At 66.9% G+C, this 17,032-nt stretch carries 14 protein-coding genes and 1 tRNA gene; 11 read left to right on the plus strand and 4 right to left on the minus strand.

Going from position 1 to position 17,032, the window contains the following annotated elements:
• Window positions 1-46: 46 nt before the first annotated feature.
• From AADJ02_RS11515 to AADJ02_RS11535, 5 genes are all read left to right on the plus strand, one after another.
• Entirely contained in the window at window positions 47-907 is an 861-nt protein-coding gene (locus tag AADJ02_RS11515) for a neutral zinc metallopeptidase (RefSeq protein ID WP_341213153.1), read from the plus strand.
• Between the two features lie 45 nt (window positions 908-952).
• Window positions 953-1,037: transfer RNA gene (locus AADJ02_RS11520), tRNA-Leu, on the plus strand.
• Between the two features lie 104 nt (window positions 1,038-1,141).
• Complete coding sequence (locus AADJ02_RS11525) at window positions 1,142-2,317, plus strand: glutathionylspermidine synthase family protein (RefSeq protein ID WP_341213154.1); 1,176 nt, start codon at window positions 1,142-1,144, stop codon at window positions 2,315-2,317.
• Window positions 2,318-2,339: 22 nt separating this feature from the next.
• Window positions 2,340-2,945, plus strand: coding sequence for a DUF1190 domain-containing protein (locus AADJ02_RS11530; RefSeq protein WP_341213155.1), 606 nt, complete (start codon window positions 2,340-2,342; stop codon window positions 2,943-2,945).
• Window positions 2,946-3,495: 550 nt separating this feature from the next.
• Window positions 3,496-6,033: a Hint domain-containing protein gene (locus AADJ02_RS11535; RefSeq protein ID WP_341213156.1), complete on the plus strand. Its 2,538-nt coding sequence runs from the start codon at window positions 3,496-3,498 to the stop codon at window positions 6,031-6,033.
• 38 nt (window positions 6,034-6,071) lie between these two features.
• On the opposite strand, the gene AADJ02_RS11540 is transcribed toward AADJ02_RS11535, so the two are convergent.
• On the minus strand, window positions 6,072-6,698 hold the full coding sequence (locus tag AADJ02_RS11540; protein WP_341213157.1) for an NTP transferase domain-containing protein: 627 nt from the start codon (window positions 6,696-6,698) through the stop codon (window positions 6,072-6,074).
• Window positions 6,699-6,811: 113 nt separating this feature from the next.
• Between AADJ02_RS11540 and AADJ02_RS11545 the strand changes: the two genes are divergently transcribed.
• Window positions 6,812-8,068: a DUF2254 domain-containing protein gene (locus tag AADJ02_RS11545; protein ID WP_341213158.1), complete on the plus strand. Its 1,257-nt coding sequence runs from the start codon at window positions 6,812-6,814 to the stop codon at window positions 8,066-8,068.
• A gap of 2 nt (window positions 8,069-8,070) precedes the next feature.
• On the opposite strand, the gene AADJ02_RS11550 is transcribed toward AADJ02_RS11545, so the two are convergent.
• Window positions 8,071-8,628, minus strand: coding sequence for a YSC84-related protein (locus AADJ02_RS11550; RefSeq protein ID WP_341213159.1), 558 nt, complete (start codon window positions 8,626-8,628; stop codon window positions 8,071-8,073).
• A 104-nt stretch (window positions 8,629-8,732) separates the two neighbouring features.
• Complete coding sequence (gene hemB, locus AADJ02_RS11555) at window positions 8,733-9,734, minus strand: porphobilinogen synthase (protein ID WP_341213160.1); 1,002 nt, start codon at window positions 9,732-9,734, stop codon at window positions 8,733-8,735.
• A 131-nt stretch (window positions 9,735-9,865) separates the two neighbouring features.
• On the opposite strand from hemB, the gene AADJ02_RS11560 reads away from it, so the two are divergent.
• Genes AADJ02_RS11560 through AADJ02_RS11580 form a run of 5 tightly spaced genes read left to right on the plus strand, consistent with a single transcriptional unit; the run spans window position 9,866 to window position 16,338 of the window.
• Window positions 9,866-10,390, plus strand: a complete 525-nt coding sequence (locus tag AADJ02_RS11560) for a component of SufBCD complex (protein WP_341213161.1) — start codon at window positions 9,866-9,868, stop codon at window positions 10,388-10,390.
• 47 nt (window positions 10,391-10,437) lie between these two features.
• Window positions 10,438-13,905 carry a transcription-repair coupling factor gene (gene mfd / locus AADJ02_RS11565; RefSeq protein WP_341213162.1) on the plus strand — a complete coding sequence of 1,156 codons (3,468 nt, stop codon included), beginning with the start codon at window positions 10,438-10,440 and terminating at the stop codon, window positions 13,903-13,905.
• On the plus strand, window positions 13,902-14,645 hold the full coding sequence (locus tag AADJ02_RS11570) for a glycosyltransferase family 2 protein (RefSeq protein ID WP_341213163.1): 744 nt from the start codon (window positions 13,902-13,904) through the stop codon (window positions 14,643-14,645). Before mfd ends, AADJ02_RS11570 begins: the two co-directional genes overlap by 4 nt.
• Complete coding sequence (locus tag AADJ02_RS11575) at window positions 14,642-14,959, plus strand: lipid-A-disaccharide synthase N-terminal domain-containing protein (RefSeq protein WP_341213164.1); 318 nt, start codon at window positions 14,642-14,644, stop codon at window positions 14,957-14,959. Before AADJ02_RS11570 ends, AADJ02_RS11575 begins: the two co-directional genes overlap by 4 nt.
• Complete coding sequence (locus tag AADJ02_RS11580; RefSeq protein ID WP_341213165.1) at window positions 14,956-16,338, plus strand: glycosyltransferase family 39 protein; 1,383 nt, start codon at window positions 14,956-14,958, stop codon at window positions 16,336-16,338. The genes AADJ02_RS11575 and AADJ02_RS11580 overlap by 4 nt, the downstream gene beginning before the upstream one ends.
• On the opposite strand, the gene AADJ02_RS11585 is transcribed toward AADJ02_RS11580, so the two are convergent.
• Window positions 16,335-16,979 carry a DsbA family oxidoreductase gene (locus AADJ02_RS11585; protein ID WP_341213166.1) on the minus strand — a complete coding sequence of 215 codons (645 nt, stop codon included), beginning with the start codon at window positions 16,977-16,979 and terminating at the stop codon, window positions 16,335-16,337. The genes AADJ02_RS11580 and AADJ02_RS11585 overlap by 4 nt on opposite strands.
• Window positions 16,980-17,032 lie beyond the last annotated feature (53 nt).

The raw sequence follows: 17,032 nt of genomic DNA on the forward strand, positions 1-17,032 counted from the left end.
CGGCGTGGGGTCAACCGGGCAAACGCCGGCAGAGGAGAACGATCTCATGAAATGGCGCGGACGCCGGGGCAGCGGCAACATTATCGACAGGCGCCGCTCAAGCGGCGGGCGCGGCGGGCGCGGCGCGGCCATCGGCGGCGCGGGCGGCTTTGGCCTGCTGGCCATCGTGGTCGTCGGCTATTTCCTCGGGGTGGATCTGACGCCGCTTCTGAACGATGGGCAGATGCAGCAGGGCGGTGGCGGCGAGATCACCGCCGCCGACGAGGAAGCGGCGCAGTTCGTCTCCGTCACCCTCGCCGACACCGAAGAGATCTGGGCCGACATCTTCGAGCGTGAGATCGGGGCGGCCTATGACCCGGCCGAGCTGGTGTTGTTCAAAGGCGCCACGCAATCGGCCTGCGGCGGCGCTTCGGCGGCCTCGGGCCCGTTCTATTGCCCGCCCGAGGAGCGGATCTTCCTCGATACAGACTTTTTCACCACGCTCGAGCGGCAGCTCGGCGCCAAGGGCGATTTTGCCGCCGCCTATGTCGTGGCGCATGAGGTCGCGCATCACGTGCAGAACGAGATCGGCGTGCTGAGCGAGGTCAACGCCGTGCGCCAGCGCAGCGACGAGGCGACCTCGAACGCGCTGTCGGTACGTATCGAGCTTCAGGCCGATTGCTTCTCGGGCATCTGGGCCCGCCGCGCCGAGGCGCGCTTCGGCTCACTCGAGCCGGGCGACATCGAGGAGGCGATGAACGCGGCCGCCCAGATCGGCGACGATACGCTGCAACGCGAGGCCGGGCGCACGGTGCGGCCCGAAAGCTTCACCCATGGTACCTCCGAGCAGCGACAGCGCTGGTTTGCCACCGGCTACGAGCGGGGCAGCATCGCGGCTTGCGATACCTTTGCGGCAGATCGCATCTGAGCCACGTTGACGGGATCGTGGACCCGGTTTATGCGGGTGCCGCTGGCCGGTGTGGCGGAACGGTAGACGCAGCGGATTCAAAATCCGCCGCCCACAAGGCGTGGGGGTTCGAGTCCCCCCACCGGCACCAGCGATCCTCACGATCCTCCGAGATCCGCCCCACGGGGCTGGCCCGCGCCCGCTGCGCGCGCTAGGTCCATCTGGCGCGCCGGATCGCGCGCCGGAGGACAGACCATGCAGCGCATCGCCACGGGCACCCGCCCCGATCTCGAGGACAAGGCCCGCGAGGCGGGATTCACCTTTCATCACATGCATGGCGAACCTTACTGGGACGAGGAAACCGTCTATGCCTTCGATCTTTCCGAGGTCGAAGACATGATCGAGGATCCCGCGACCGAACTGCATGGGCTGTGCCGTATGGCAGTGGATCATGTGCTGGGCTCGGAGGATCTGATGGACCGCCTCGCGATCCCGAAAGAGGCACGCGCCATGATCGCGGCCTCGTGGGAGGCGGGCGCGCCTGAGCTTTACGGGCGTTTCGATCTCGCTCATGACGGCGAGGGGCCCGCGAAGCTTCTGGAATACAACGCCGACACGCCGACCGCCCTTTACGAGAGCGCAGCATTCCAATGGCAATGGCTCGAAGACATGGTCGAGGCCGGGCAGCTGCCCCAAGGCTCGGACCAGTTCAACGGGCTGCACGAGGCGCTGGTCGCGCGGCTGGCGGAGATTTTCGCGCCCGATACCGACGTGCATTTCGCCTGCTTTCCCGACGACCCGGAGGACTACGCCACAACCGAATACATGGCTTGGGCCGCCCGCGAAGCGGGGCTTGGTGCGCATTTCGTGCCGATCCCCGAGATCGGTGTGACCGATGCAGGACAGTTCGCGGATGGCGAAGGCCGGGTGATCGGTGCGATGTTCAAGCTCTACCCGTGGGAGGACATGCTGCGCGACGACTTCGCCGAGGCGTTGCCGGGCGCGAATTGCCATTTTCTGGAGCCGCCATGGAAGGCGATCCTGTCGAACAAGGGCATCTTGCCGGTGCTGTGGCGGCTTAACGAAGGACACCCGAACCTGTTGCCCGCCTTCTTCGAGGATGAGGCCGACACCGCCGCCGCCCGCGCGGCGCTGTCGGGTGGCCATGTGCGCAAGCCCCTGTTTTCGCGCGAGGGGTCGAGCATCGACCTCGTGACGCCGGATGGCACCGAGCGTTCGTCCGACCGCAGTTATGAAGGCCACCCGGCGATCCTGCAGGCCTACCACCCGCTGCCGGTCTTCGACGGCATGCACCCGGTGGTGGGGGCCTGGATCGTGGGCGAGACCTGCGTCGGGATGGGCCTGCGCGAGGATCGCGGCCGCATCACCCGAGACCTGAGCCGCTTCAAGCCGCATTTCATCCGCGCCTGACCCGCGCGAGGAGGAGACCGTCATGACCATCGCCAGCCCCCGGACCCCCGCCACTTCGCGCAAGCGCTCGCGCCACGTTCGCCTCGCCCTTGTCGGCGCCACCGCCTTCACGCTTTCCGCCTGCCGCGACGAAGAGGTGCCGTCGGCCGCCTTTCCGACGCTCGATGCCTGCCTCGAGGCGGCCGCAGGGCCAGGGACCTGGGTCACCGAGGAAAGCTGCGAGAGCGGCTTTGGCGAGGCGCTCGAGGCGCATGTCGAGACCGCGCCGCGCTATGACGACCAAGCTCTGTGCGAGGCCGAGCACGGCGGCGAGTGCATGGTCGAGGAGCGGCCCGGCGGCGGTGGCTCGGTGTTTCTGCCGCTGATGGCGGGCTACCTGCTCGGCAACATGCTCGGCGGGCGCGGTGCGCGGGCGCAGCCCTTCTACGGGCGCTCGTCCGGCGGCTTTGCCACGCCGGGCGGGACGGTGCTCAACCGCTCGAGCGGCAGCACCTCGCTGTCACCCAATGCCTACAAGGCTGGGCCTGCAACCCGTACGGCCGCGCCGATGACCCGCGCCACCGTTGGCCGCACCGGTGGATTTGGTGCGGCGCGGACGGGCACGGGAACTCGCGGGTTCGGCGGCTAAAGGGCTGATCGGCCCCCTCGCCGGCATAATCGGGGCCGATCGCCGCGACTGATCGCGGCACGTCAACGAAAATTAAGGCAAAAATTGGGCAATCCGGCGAAGCGGGCGAGGCGCGACGCCGCGCCGGATTGTCCATGGATACCATGCAATGAGCGGCGCCGCGGCACCGTTTGCCCAACAAACACTTGGGTAGATCCCATCTTGGGCCGAAAATTGTTTCGAATTTCCTGACAATCTCCGCCGCAATTGCCCCGATCTGCTGCGAGGTTTCCCGTAGAAGGCCCGCATCCCACCATCATTCAGACACTTTTCCCTTTGTCCGCCGTTCGCGGCGAGATATTTATGGTCCAAGCCCGATGAGGGCGATCCGCCGTGGGTGGCTGGATCAAGAGCATCTGCAGGTGGCCCTGGGGGGACAACAGCAGCACGAGAAGTGGCTCCCTGCCGGAGCCGGCACCGGAGGGTGCCGACCTGCGCCGCGGCGCAGGGCTGGGGCAGGGCGGCCTGAACAACGAAGCGGGAAAGTCGCCCGCGGTTATGGAGATGGCGGATGGCGGACAATCGGATCGACGGAACGCCGGGTGACGACACGCTCTTTGGCGGCGCAGGCGACGACATACTCTATGGTGGTGCGGGCAACGACACGCTCGACGGCAAGGGCGGCACCGACGAAGTGTACGGCGGCGATGGCGATGATCACCTCACCGGGGACGAGAACGACACGCTTTATGGCGGCGCCGGCAGCGACACCTTCGTTCCCGGTCGCGGCGGCGTGGTCTACGGTGGCGGCGATGGCGGCCTCGACGATATCGACACGCTCGACCTGCGCGGCATGGGCAACCTCTATGCCAAGGACATCGTCCCCGATGGCGACGGCAACGGCTCCAGCGGCTGGATCCAGTTCCTCGACGAGAACAAGCAGCCCACGGGCGAGCGCCTCGACTTCTACAACATCGAGAGCTTCCTGAAGGACCCGCAGAGCAACCACGCCCCCGACGCGCAGGACGACACCGCGACGACCGCGCAGGACATGGCCGTCACCATCGACGTGCTCGACAACGATTTCGATGCCGACGGCGATCCGCTGCGCGTCACCGAGGCACGCGCCAGCCGCGGCGAGGTCGTGATCAATTCCGACGGCAGCCTGCGCTATACCCCCGAGGCTGGTTTCAACGGCGACGTGACGATCGAATACACGATCACTGACGATCGCGGCGGTTTCGACAGCGCCACCGTGGCACTGCGCGTGACCTGCAAGCCCGGCCCCGACGGCATCGTCGAGGGCACGATGGGCGACGATCTGATCGACCTCGCTTATGATGGTGACCCCGATGGGGACCGCGTCGACAATGGCGATGCGATCCTTGGCGACGACGCCCCCGACGACGACCGCGTTTATGCCTACGGCGGCGACGACACGGTGCACGCGGGGCGCGGCGACGACGTGGTCTACGGCGGCCGCGGCAACGATACGCTCTATGGCGAAGTGGGCGATGACGAGCTGCACGGCGACGGCGGGCGCGACACGCTCTATGGCGGCGAAGGCGACGACAAGCTGTTCGGCGGCTCGGCTGGCGACACGCTGTTCGGCGGCGCGGGCAACGACATGCTCGACGGCGGGCTGAACGGCGACCGGATCGAGGGCGGCGATGGCGATGACACGATCTACGGTGGTGCCGCGAACGACCGGCTGTTTGGTGGGCTTGGCCGCGACGAAATCTACGGCGGTGACGGCAACGACCGCATCGACTCGAGCGATGGGGATCGCAAGGCCGATCTGGACCGCTTCGACAATCCCTATCCCGGCATCGGCCTGACCCCCGATCCCGACGTCTATGACGACCGCGACACCGTCTATGGCGGCGCGGGCAACGACACGATCCACACCGGCGACGACCGTGACACCATCTTTGGCGGTATCGGCGACGACCGCGTCGACGCGGGCATCGACGATGACCTCGTGTTTGGCGAAGAGGGCGACGACAGCCTGACGGGCGGCGAAGGCAACGACACCATCTTTGGCGGCGACGGCGACGACGTGATCCACGGCGGCCTCGACCCGCGCTTTCCCGACAGCCTGAACATCCGCGACGACGAGGGTGACCGCGTCACCGACAACGGCCGCGACGAGCTGTTCGGCGGCAAAGGCAACGACACGATCTTCGGTCAGGACGACACCGACACGCTGTTTGGCGGCGCGGGTGACGATTACCTCGACGGCGGCATCGACAACGACACGATCTTTGGCGGCGCGGGCAATGACACGATCATCGGCGGCCAGGGCGTCGACCTGATGTTCGGCGATGACGACCGCGACATCTTCAACGGCGGCAACGGCGGCGATCACGTGATTGGCGGCGAGGGCGGCGACGACTACGACACGCTCGACCTGACCGGAACCGATGTCGACCGGATCGAGTACACTTCTGAGGACCGCGAGGACGGCATCGTCTACTTCAAGGACGGCACCACGATGCGGTTCGAGGAGATCGAGAACGTCGTGCCCTGCTTCACCCCCGGCACCGTGATCGCCACGCCGCGTGGCGAGCGGCTTGTCGAGGAGTTGCGTGAGGGCGACCGCATCATCACCCGCGACAACGGCATTCAGGAGATCCGCTGGGTCGGCCACAAGCAGGTGGGCCCCAAGCAGTTCCTCACCAGCCCGCATCTCAAGCCGGTGATGATCCGCGCCGGCGCGCTCGGCAACGGGCTGCCCGAGCGCGACATGATGGTCTCGCCCAACCACCGCGTGCTGCTTTCGGGCGACCGGGCCCAGCTCTACTTCGAGGACAGCGAAGTGCTGGCCGCCGCCAAGCACCTCATCGGCTCCAAGGGCATCCACACGGTCGAAGTGCTGCGCACGAGCTACATCCACTTCATGTTCGACCGCCACGAGGTGGTGCTGTCGAACGGGGCTTGGACCGAAAGCTTCCAGCCCGGCGATCACACGCTGAAGGGCATCGGCTCCGAACAGCGCGACGAAATCTTCGAGCTGTTTCCCGAACTGCGCGCGCGTGAGGGAATCGACGGCTACAGATCGGCCCGCAAGGCGTTGAAACGGCACGAAGCCCGACTGATGGTCGTCTGACCTCGGGACTCTGTCTTTAACGAGTATCTGCTGCTTAACTAGTCTTTGATTGGTGAGGGCGAAGGGTCATACCCCTTCGCCACTTTTTGCGAGCGCCACGCGGCCCAATCCTCCGGCGTATCGAGATCGCGAGTCGCCGCGAGGCCGGGCAGGCGCACTAGCCGGGTCTGCCGCGCATAGGGGGCCAGCGCCGCGCGCCCGCCCGAACTTGCCGACAGGGCTGCGAACCGCGGTCTGAGCGCGGCGTCGCAGACCACCGGGTGACCGGGCCGACCCGACGCCGAGGCCCCTCGCCATATGAGCGTGCCGTCCTCGCGCGCGGCCGCGTCGAACACCCGAGCGATCGCCGCGGCATCGAGGTCCGGCAGATCCGCGGGCATGAGCGCGAAGCGCCGGGCGCGAGGCAGTCGCGCCACGCCCTCGCGCAGCGTGGCCCCCATGCCCGCCTCGCTCGCTGCGATTTCGAGGCGTACCGCGTCGAGCCCGTCGAGCAGCGCCGCGCGGGGGTCGCCCGGCCGTAGCGCCACGTGAACCCGCGCGCCCGCCGCCATCGCGGCCAGCACGCGGGCGCGCAGCAAGGGCACGCCATCGATCTCGATCGCGAGCTTGTCGAGGCCACGCATTCGCGATGATGCACCGGCGGCGAGGATCAAGAGAGGAAACATGTGCAACTTCCTGAGTTTGTGCGACGTTGGGGCGAGGATGCCGCGTTCAGGGGGACGGGGCCGACACAGGCCCGCACCCGCTGAGGCTGCGCTGCGCCGAAATGGAAGAGACCATGTTCGCCACGGTACTGCGCAAGATCCACCGCCTGTCGCGCCGCCTCTGGGTGCGGGTCACCCTGATCTCCGGCCTTGCCTTCGTCGCCCTCGGTGCGGCCAAGCTGTTCGGGCCGATGATCCCCGACGGGCTGTCGGATGCGATCGGTGCCGATGCGCTCAATCGGCTTTTGGATATCATTTCGACCTCGATGCTCGCGGTCACCACCTTTTCGCTGTCGGTGATGGTCTCGGTGCACCAATCCGCCTCGTCCAAATGGACGCCGCGCGCGCATCGGATGCTGCTGGCCGACACCACCACCCAGACCGTTCTGGCCACCTTCGTGGGCGCCTACATCTATTCTCTGGCCGCGATCATCCTGCTCTCGACGCCGTACTACGGCGAAAAGGAGATCGTCACCCTCTACATCGCGACGCTCGCGGTGCTGGTGCTGATCGTCTTCGTGATCCTGCGCTGGATCCTGCATCTGCAGGCGCTCGGCAGCCTCGTCGACACCACCGCGCGGATCGAGCGCGAGGCGCTCAAGACCTTTCGCACCCGCATGGAGCGGCCCTGTCTCGGCGGCCATGCGCTGCATCCCGGCGATATTCCCGGCACCGCGCGGCCCTTGCGGGCAGAGCGCACCGCCTATGTGCAAGCGATCTACGAGGACAGCCTTCAGGCCGCCGCCGAGGAGCACGAGGGCTTTGTCTACCTCGACGCGCCGGTGGGCCGGTTCGTGCATCAAGGCGAGACCATCGCCCATCTCGTCGGTGGTGGCGAGGCGCTGGAGGAGGCGGTGCGCGACCATATTCATATGGGCGAGCTGCGCACCGCCGAGCAGGACCCGCGCTTTGCTTTGATCATGCTCTCCGAGATCGGCTCCAAGGCACTGTCGCCCGGCATCAACGATCCGGGCACCGCGATCGATGTGATCGGTCGTATCGGTCGGGTCATCGGTTCGTATCGCGACGAGATCGCGCATGGCCGGGAGGAGGCGATCCATGATCGGCTCTGGGTGGTGCCGCTCGACGCGCGCGACCTGATGCAGGACGGGTTCGGCGCCATGGCTCGCGATGGCGCGGCGCAGGTCGAGGTGCTGATCTCGATGCTCAAGACCCTCGAGGCGCTTGGCCGTCACCCCGACAGCACCATCGCCGCCGCCGCGCGCGCGATGGCGCATGAGGCGGTGGCGCGTGGCCGCGCGGCGCTCGAATTCGCGCCCGACCGCGACAGGCTTGCCCACGCGGCCCCCGAACAGGCCGCCAAGGCCTGAGGTCAGGGGATGATGCGGCTGTATTTCGTGCCCTCGAGCGTCGCGCCGACCCGCAGGCCAGTCTGCGCGAAGACCACGGCGATCACCGGCGACAGCGAGGTCGTGGTCTCGGCCTTGAGCATCTCGCCCCGGTCGTTGATCGCGTATTCCACGTCGGCTCCGGCGGCCCAGCCGGGCGCGCGGCGGAAATCGCCTAGCGCCTGCTCGGTCATGAAGAACAACACATGGCTGAACTGCTGCGCGCCGATCTGCAGGCCTGCGCTTGCGGTGGCGGCGGAGTAGTAGTCGACGACGCTGCGCCCCACCAAGAGCGCGCCGCGCCCGTAAGCGCCGCCAAGACCCAAGCCGACCTCAGTCATCAGTGGCATCACCAGCATGCCGCGCGATTGCGCCGAAAGCTCGCGCGTGCCGGGGTATTGCTCGTACATGTGGTCGAGCGTGCTTTGCACCCGTGCGTCGAGACGCGACCCGCCGTCGCTGCCCACGCCGTTGCCGCAGGCGGCCAGAAGGCCGGTGGCGCCGAGGCCGAGCATCAGCCCGCGCCGTGTCGTCTTTTCCATGTCGCTGCCCCTCATGCGATGTCGTGCCGCCCTTGTGTCCGGGCGCTCGGGCCGACCATAGGCCAGCCCGTCGTCGCTGTCATCCACCGAGGGCCGAGGTCATGTCAGCCGGCCATGATCCGCGCGGCGCGCGGCGCGAAATAGGTCAGTACGCCGTCGCAACCGGCACGGCGGAACGCCAGCAGGCTCTCCATCATCACCCGGTCGCCATCGACCCAGCCGTTGCGCGCGGCGCCTTCGATCATCGCGTATTCGCCCGACACCTGATAGGCAAAGGTTGGCACCGCGAAGCTCTCCTTCACCCGCGCACAGATATCGAGATAGCTCAGCCCCGGCTTGACCATCACCATGTCCGCCCCCTCCGAGAGGTCGCGCCCGACCATGCGCAGCGCCTCTTCGGCATTGGCCGGGTCGATCTGATAGGTCTTCTTGTCGCCCTTGAGGGCACCCGACGCACCCACCGCGTCGCGGAACGGGCCGTAAAAGGCGCTCGCGAATTTGGCGGCATAGCTCAGGATCGCGACATGGCCTTGGCCCTCGGCCTCGAGCGCGGCGCGGATCGCGCCGATGCGCCCGTCCATCATGTCCGACGGACCCAGGATGTCGGCACCCGCGCGCGCCTGCGCCAGCGCCATCTTGACCAGCGCCTCGACCGTGGCGTCGTTGACGATCTCGCCATCCACCACATAGCCGTCGTGGCCGTTGATGTTGTAGGGGTCGAGCGCGATGTCGGTCATCAGCGCCATCTCGGGCACCGCGTCCTTGATCGCCCGGATCGCGGTGTTGGTCAGGTTGTCGTCCGACCAGGCTTCGGCGCAATCCTCGGTGCGGCTTTCGGGGCCGGTATAGGGGAACAGGCACATCGCGGGGATGCCCAAGGCGTGCGCCTCGCGCGCCGCCGTGACGGCGCGGTCGACGGTCAGGCGCGACACGCCCGGCATCGAGGCGATGGCGCTCTGCTCATCCTTGCCTGCCTGCAGGAAGATCGGCCAGATCAGATTGTCGGGCGTCATCGCCGTTTCGCGGGTCAGGGCGCGCAGGGCCGGGGTGCGGCGCAGGCGGCGCGGGCGCGAAAGCGGGAAGGGGGCGGCGAAAGGCTGCGGCATCGAGGCGTCTCCCGAGCGGGGTTTTCATATCACAGCCTCGGGGTGGCACGGTTCGTCGCGGGTCACAAGTCTGGGCATCGGTCGGGGGCGGGGATAGGTTCCGCCCGAGCGAACGACCGGATGACCCACGCGTGACCCTGACCCAGACCCTCTTCGAAGTCATCGACATGCGGTCCTTTTCGAACCTGTGGTTCTGGATCATGCTGGCTCTGGTCTGGTCCTCGGTCAGCCATCGGGTGATCGGCGTGCCCTTCGACATGGTGACGCGCGCGCGCCGCTTCGGCGGCCAGTCCGAGCGCGACCTCGTCGATCTGGTGCGGATCAACGTCAACCGGATGCTGCATGTCGCGCATGTAGCGGGAAGCTGGCTCGCAGCGCTCGGGGCCTTCGTTCTCAGCTCGCTGCTGCTACTGGCCTTCTGGTACGACGTCGAATTCGCGCAGGCGGTGGTGCTGATCGCGCTGCCCCTCAGTCTCGTGACGCTGATGGCCTTTGCCACGGCGCGACGCATTGCCGCGGAGCAGCCCGACGCGCGGGCGCTGTGCCACCGTCTCGCGCGGCATCGTTTCTGGGTGCAGGCGATCGGCATGCTCTCGATCTTCGTCACCGCGATGTACGGCATGTACCAGAACCTTTCCGTCGCGCCGGGGTTCTGATCCTTCGGGACGCTTGACAGCGCCCGCCCGGAAGGTAGGTCAGCGCAATGGTAAAGACGAACGGCAGCAGGATCACGGTTTCGGGTGCACCCGAAGGCTTTGACGCGACACTTGTCCTGAAAGAGATCGAGAAGGCCGGCGGTCCGGTCATCCACGTCGCGCGCGATGACAAGCGCATGGCCTCGATGCGTGCAGCGCTCGAATTCTATGCCCCCGACTTGCCGGTCGTGACCTTCCCGGCTTGGGATTGCCTGCCCTATGACCGTGTCTCTCCCGCAGCCGAAATCTCGGCCGCGCGCATGGCGGTGCTGGCGGGGCTGCTGCACGGCATGCCCGAGCGTTTCGTGCTGCTCACCACGCTCAATGCCGCGACCCAGCGCGTGCCCGCGCGCGCCACGCTGAAAGATGCGGCCTTCACCGCCCGCGTCGGCGACCGGATGGACGAGGCTGCGCTGCGCGCCTTTCTCGTGCGGATGGGCTTTACCCAAAGCCCGACCGTGACCGAACCGGGCGACTACGCGATCCGCGGCGGTATCATCGACATCTATGCTCCCGGCCAGGGCGGCCCGGTCCGGCTCGACATGTTCGGCGACGTGCTCGACGGCGCGCGCCGGTTCGACCCGGGCAGCCAGCGCACCACCGAAAAACTCGATCGGATCGAGCTGGCCCCCGTCTCGGAGGTGATCCTCGACGAAGCGGCGATCACCCGGTTTCGACAGACCTACCGCATCGAATTCGGCGCCGCCGGCACCGATGATCCGCTCTATGAGGCGGTCACGGCGGGGCGCAAGCAGTCGGGCATGGAGCATTGGCTCGGCTTCTTTCAGGACGATCTGGAGACGCTGTTCGATTACCTGCCCGGCGCGCCGGTGACGCTCGACGATCAGACGGCGCCGCGCCGCGACGCGCGCTGGACGCTGGTGTCCGACGCCTACGAAACCCGCCGCCATGCGCTCCAGCAAAAGGGGCGGATGGATTCGGTCTACAAGCCCAGCCCGCCAAAGCTGCTCTACCTCGACGATGACGCTTGGGTTCAGGCCACCGAGGGCCGGCGTGTGTTGCGCTTTGCACCGATCCAGCAGGCCACCGGCCCCGGCGTGATCGACGCGGGCGGACGCATCGGGCGCAATTTCTCGCCCGAGCGGCAGCAGGAGAGCGTCAGCCTGTTCGAAGCGCTGGCCGCGCATGTGAAGGACCGCCTGAAGGCCGGGCCGGTGGTCATCGCCTCCTACTCCGAAGGCGCGCGCGAGCGGCTTTCGGGGCTGATTGAGGACGAGGGCCTGACCGAAACGATCCATGTGCGCGACTGGAAGGGTGTGGGCAAGCGCGGCCTTCACCTTGCCGTCTGGCCGCTGGAGCACGGGTTCCAGACCGACGATGCGACCGTCATCTCCGAGCAGGACGTGCTGGGAGAACGCCTCATTCGCCGCGCCCGCAAGAAGCGCCGCGCCGACAACTTCCTCACCGAGACGCAAAGCCTGAGCGCGGGCGATCTCGTCGTGCATGTCGATCACGGCGTCGGTCGCTATCACGGGCTCGAAGTGGTGACGGCGCTGGGGGCCGCGCATGAATGCCTGCTGATCGAATACGCCGAGAATGCGAAACTCTATCTGCCGGTCGAGAACATTGAGCTTCTAAGCCGCTTCGGTCACGAAGAAGGCATGCTCGACAAGTTGGGCGGCGGCGCTTGGCAGGCCAAGAAGGCCAAGCTCAAGGAGCGCATCCGCCAAGCTGCCGAGCGGCTCATCCGCATCGCCGCCGAGCGGGCGTTGCGCTCTGCGCCCAAGCTGATCCCGCACGACAGCATCTGGGAACAGTTCCTCGCCCGGTTCCCCTATGACGAGACCGAGGATCAGCTTCAGGCGATCGAGGACGTGCTCAACGACATGGAGTCGGGCCACCCGATGGACCGGCTGATCTGCGGCGACGTGGGCTTCGGCAAGACCGAGGTGGCGATCCGCGCAGCCTTTGTCGCGGCGATGTCGGGCGTGCAGGTGGCCGTCATCGCGCCGACCACGCTGCTCGCGCGCCAGCACTACAAGAATTTCGCCGAACGCTTCCGCGGCTTTCCGATCAACGTGCGGCCCCTGTCGCGCTTTGTGTCGGCCAAGGAGGCGTCCGAGACCCGCGCCGGGATCACCAGCGGGCATGTCGACATCGTCGTGGGCACCCATGCGCTGCTCGCCAAGAGCGTGAAGTTCCGTGATCTGGGTCTGCTCATCATCGACGAGGAGCAGCATTTCGGCGTGAACCACAAGGAGCGTCTCAAGGCGCTGCGCACCGATGTCCATGTGCTGACGCTGACCGCGACGCCGATCCCGCGGACGCTGCAGATGTCGCTCACCGGGGTGCGGGATCTGTCGATTATCGGCACGCCGCCCGTCGACCGTCTCGCGATCCGCACCTATGTCAGCGAATTCGATGCCGTCACCGTGCGCGAGGCGCTCTTGCGCGAACGTTTCCGGGGCGGGCAAAGCTTTTTCGTGGTCCCGCGCGTCAACGACCTACCCGAGATCGAGGCCTTCTTGCGCGATGAGGTGCCCGAAGTGTCCTATGTCGTCGCGCATGGCCAGATGGCGGCGGGCGAGCTCGACGAGCGGATGAACGCCTTCTACGACGGGCGCTACGACGTGCTTCTGGCGACCACGATCGTGGAGAGTGGCCTCGACATTCCGACGGCCAACACGATGATCGTGCACCGCGCCGACATGTTCGGTCTGGCGCAACTCTATCAGATCCGGGGCCGGGTCGGGCGCTCCAAGACCCGCGCCTACGCCTATCTGACGACGCGACCGCGCGCGCCGCTAACGCCGGGGGCCGAGAAACGGCTGCGAGTTCTGGGCAGCATCGACAGCCTCGGCGCGGGCTTTACCCTTGCCAGTCAGGATCTCGACATTCGCGGTGCGGGCAACCTCATCGGTGAGGAGCAGTCGGGCCAGATGCGCGAGGTCGGCTTCGAGCTGTATCAGCAGATGCTCGAGGAGCAGATCTCCAAGATCCGTTCCGGCGAGGCCGAGGGCCTGTCCGAGAGCGAGGGTCAATGGGCCCCGCAGATCAACCTCGGTGTACCGGTGCTGATCCCCGAGGATTATGTGCCGGATCTCGACGTGCGGCTGGGCCTCTATCGCCGCCTGTCCGAGCTGACCACCAAGGTCGAGCTCGAAGGCTTTGCCGCCGAACTGATCGACCGCTTCGGCCCGCTGCCGCGCGAGGTCAACACGCTCATGCTGGTGGTGCGCATCAAGGCAATGTGCCTGCGCGCGGGCATCAGCCAATTGGATGGCGGGCCGAAAGGGGCCACCATCCGCTTCCACAATGACAAGTTCGTCTCGCCCGAGGGGCTGGTCGAATTCATTCAGGACCAGAAGGGTCAGGCCAAGGTGAAGGACAACAAGATCGTCGTGATGCGCGACTGGTCGAAAGAGGCGGACAAGATCCGCGGCGCCTTCGGTCTTGCCCGTGAGCTGGCCGAAAAGGTCAAGGCGGCCAAGAGGGCCAAGGCGGACGCTCAGTGAGTAATTCGACATTAGATGCGTCGAGCAGTCGTCTGATAACGCTCGTTATTCCTGCTTTCAATGAGGCCGGTAACATCGATGCATTGGTGCAGGAATCCTTCGATGTTTTGCCCGAGACCCTGCTGGGCGAGTTGATCGTGGTCGACGATTGCTCGACCGACGACAGTGCGGCGCGGCTGGCAGCACTGCAGGCGCGTCACCCGCGTTTGCGGGTGCTGCGCCATGTCACCAACGCGGGCCAGAGCGCCAGCGTGCGCAGCGGCGTCGCCGCCGCGCGCTATCCATTGATCGCAACGCTGGACGGCGACGGGCAGAACCCGCCGGGCGACATCCCGGAACTGGTCGCCGCATATGATCCCGCCGGTCCCCAGCTCATCGGTGGCGTGCGCGCCAAGCGGCGCGACACCTGGTCGAAGCGCACCGCATCGAGGCTGGCCAACGCGCTGCGCCGTCGGATCCTGCGTGACGATTGCCCCGATACCGGCTGCGGCCTCAAAGTGTTCGAGCGGGACCGCCACCTCGCGCTGCCGTTCTTTCACGGCCAGCACCGCTATCTGCCAGCGTTGTTTCGAGCTTACGGAGCGAGCACCGCCTATGTGCCGATCGGCGACCGAACCCGCCGCTACGGTGCATCGAACTACACCAACTGGCGGCGCGGCCTGCAGGGGATTCCGGATCTGATGGGGGTGCGCTGGCTGCTGATGCGCGCGCGTCCGGTGCGTGCCGAGGAGGTGCAATGAGCCTGTTCACCAACTGGTTCGCCCAGACCGGCTGGACCGAAATCGCCTGGCTCACCGTCGGGTTCCTTGCGCAGGCCCTGTTTTCGGCGCGCTTTCTGGTGCAATGGATCGCCAGCGAGCGGGTGCGCAAGTCGATCGTGCCGGAAGCCTTCTGGTATTTCTCGGCCGGTGGCGGCGCGATGCTGCTCGCCTATGCGATCTGGCGGCAGGACCCGGTGTTCATCTTGGGCCAGGCCTTCGGCCTCGTTGTCTATGCCCGCAACATCTATTTCATCTGGACCGAACGCCAAGCCGAGAACCGCGCCGAGCCATGACGTCGGATCGTGCCTGGATCGCATTGATCATCTCTTGGGCGATGCTGCAGGTGGCGTGGCGTTTCGTTCAAGGCCCAGCACTCGAACTCGATGAGGCCGAAGCGTTCTATTTCGCCCGTGATCTCGCTTTGGGCTACAACGCGCAGCCGCCGCTGTATTTCTGGGGGCAATGGGTCGTCTTCGCGCTGGTGGGACAGGGGATCTTCGGCCTCGCGCTGTTCAAGTATGCCTTGCTCGGAATGGCGGGCCTGGCGCTCTATGGGATGCTGCGTCGCCTGCGACCCCCCTTCGAGGCGGGCGTGGCGGTGATGGGGCTGGCCCTACTGCCCCAGGTGCTGTGGGAAGCGCAGCGCGCGCTGACCCATTCGGTCTTGGCGCTCACCATGTCCCTCATCATCATGGCGCTGGCCGACCGCGTGCTACGTGGCCCCGGGCGTGCCGGGCTGGGGGCCTGGATAGCACTTGGTGTCGCGGCTGGTCTGGGGGCCATCTCCAAGTGGAACGTGGCGTTGGTGCCGATTGCGATCCTGGTCGCGGTGGGCCTGCGCGCCGAATGGCGGTCGCGGATAGTACCGCTGGGTGCCATCGCGGCGGTGGTCACAGCCGTCGCGGTGGTGGCGGCGCCGGCATGGTGGGTGATGCACAACCCCATGGTTGCCGGCGGGTCATTGCACAAGCTGGGGTTTGAGGAGGCAGCACCGCTGTGGCGGATGCTTCAGGGGTTGGGAAGCCTCGCCTCGGCCTGGATCGCGTTCTGCGGGCTGGTGATCCTGATCGGCGGTATGATCGCCATCGCGGCTCGCGGGCGGGCACGGTGGCATCCCGATCCACAGTCGCGACTGATGCTGACCACCATGGTGGCAGGGGCCGTGCTCCTCATGGTCGGGGTAGTGTTCTCCGGCGCGACCGAAATCGCGGATCGCTGGCTGCTGCCGATCGCAGTGTTCTCGGGACCGGTCGTCGTGCTCTGGGCGCTCGATACGTTCGGGCCGCGCGGAAGGGCATGGCTAACGCGCGGTCTGGCCGTGCTCTGGCTTCTGGGGTTTGCCCTGTTGCCGGTTTCGGGCCGGGTCGAGCCGGGCTACCGCGCGGCCGACTATGCCGGGCTGGCCGGGCTGATCGAGGCGCACCACCCGGACGCCGCCGTGGTGACCGACAGCATATGGGTGGCCGGGAACCTTGCGCTCATCATGCCGGACCGACCCGTGTTTCGCAGCCAGGATGCGCCGCATGAGGCAGGCCCGGTGCTCTGGGTGGCGCGGTCGGGAACAGCGCAGGCATTGGCGGCCTCGAAGGGATACGTGGCGGTATCAGAGGGACGCCATCCCTTGCCGCGAGGCCGTCGTGAGGAGGCGCTGGACCTCGCGTTGAGCCGTTAGCCTTCGGCGGCGATCTGGGCGCGGATGTCGGCGATCACCTGGACCCACATCTCCTTGCTCTGGGCGCCCGGCACCGCGTGGCGCTGTGCGACGATGAAGGTCGGCACGCCGGTCACGCCCATCTCGCGGCTGTGGGCGTCGCGGTTGCGCATGTCCTCGAGATCGGAATCACTGTTGAGCAGGCGGCGCACCACGGCGGCGTCCATCTCGATCCCGTCGGCGATATCGGCAAGCACATCGTGGTCGCCGATATCGCGCCCGTCGGTGAAATAGGCCTTGAACAGCGCGCTCACCGCCGCCGTCTGCCGCCCTTCGATCCCGGCCCAATGGATGAGCCGATGCGCGTCGAGCGTGTTGGGCGTGGTGGCGATCCGGTCGAGGTTGAGCGCGAGCCCAGCCTCGGCGGCGCGCTCGACGATCGGCGCATAGGCCTTTGCCGCGCCCTCGCGGCCTCCGAACTTGGCTTCGAGATAAGCGCGCCGGTCCATGCCGCCCTCGGGCATGTCGGGATTGAGCTGGAACGGGTGCCATTCGATCGTGAAGGGATGATCGGGGATCTCGGCCAGCGCCGCGTCGAGACCGGCCTTGCCGATCCAGCACCACGGGCAGATCGGATCGGAAAGGATATCGAGTTTCACCATGGCGCCGCCTCCTCATTTTGCAGCCTCGCAGCTAGCCCCGCTGGCCTTCGGTT

It is taken from the genome of uncultured Limimaricola sp., from assembly GCF_964022235.1.
GTDB lineage: Bacteria > Pseudomonadota > Alphaproteobacteria > Rhodobacterales > Rhodobacteraceae > Limimaricola.